The organism is bacterium (assembly GCA_030654305.1).
Classification (GTDB): Bacteria; Krumholzibacteriota; Krumholzibacteriia; order LZORAL124-64-63; family LZORAL124-64-63; genus PNOJ01.
In genome coordinates this window covers 1-1,238 of record JAURXS010000066.1, presented here as the reverse complement: position 1 = coordinate 1,238, position 1,238 = coordinate 1, and the positions used below count along the sequence as shown (strand labels likewise).

The following is a 1,238-nucleotide window of genomic DNA, read 5'->3' as shown; positions in this document are numbered from 1 at the left end:
TCCCACCTCGAGCCCGGCATGGTCGAGGAGGTCGACGCCGAGCACACCAAGCTGACCGTCTCGTTCAGCGGCCGGCGCGAAGTCCTGGAACGGGCCCGCGTCGGCGAGGTGATCGTCCTGCCGCCGGACCATTTCCCGTCGCTGCTGCTCTACCGGCCCGACGAGCTGCGCCGCATGGCCGCCACCGAGCCCGAGTCGTTCGTCGTCAAGGCGCTGATGTCGACCCGCGACCGGACCCTCGCCCACCGCGAGTTGCGCACCCACTACATCGCGCTCCACGGCGAGGACGGCTGGACGAACTGGTGGAAGAAGGCCCGCCCGGCCCTGAAGACCTCCAGCCGGATCGAGATGACCGGCACCGGGCAGCCGACGTTCCACCTGCTGCGCCAGGAGAGTTCCTACGAGGAGCGCGTGCGCGAACAGCTGCGCGGCCTGACCGAGCCCGCGCCGCGGCTGCAGTTCATCCTGGAGCGGCTCGGCGAGGCCCGCCGCGACAAGTCCGTCTCGCGCGCGATGGTCGGGGAGCTGGGCAACGCCGCCGCGCGCCTGGCCGGGCCGCTGCTGGAGAAGGACGCCGCGCTGACGCTGGCCTGCCTGGCCCTCCACGCCGAGGCCGCCGATCTGGGCGGCGACGTCGTGGAGGTGAACCCGCGGGCCGCCGCGCAGGTGATCCAGCGGATCCACGAGCCGGCGGTGCTGCCCTCGCACCTCGGCGATCGGCTGCTCCAGCTGGTGCTGGCCTTCGTCCGCAAGACCCTGCCGGCCGACCAGTGGACCGTCTTCTGGGGGCGGGTGCTGCCCCGCACCGGCCGGATGACCGCCGACATGATGGCGCGCGAGCTGCTCGCCGCCGGGCAGGAGCCCGTCCTGGTCGCGGCCCTCGAGGACGTGATGTCCCACCCGACCGCGTCGCCGGAGGTGCTGGGCTGGCTGTGGCGCACCAGGTTCGCCGAGACCAAGACCGGCCAGGCGCTGGCCGCCATGAAGGACCTGGGCGTGGGCCGCCTGATGAACGCCCTGTTGGACCTGATGGACGCGACCGGCCGCATGACCGCGCTGTCGGACGACAAGCGCCTGCGCCGCGTGCTGGAGCAAGGTCAGGAGGGGCTCGAGCTGCACGACGGCGAGCCGATCCGCATCTACCTGTCGGCCACCGGCCCGGACGAGGCGCGCGTGCTCAAGGAGCGCATCGAGCGCAACGGCGGCATCCGCGCCAGCACCCGCACCAGCCTGCTGGG

1 protein-coding gene is annotated in these 1,238 nt (G+C 72.9%); it reads left to right on the top strand.

All coding sequences use genetic code 11. From position 1 onward, the window contains the following. Positions 1 to 1,238: hypothetical protein (locus Q7W29_01655; GenBank protein ID MDO9170516.1), on the top strand; the 1,238-nt coding region annotated here is incomplete at both ends.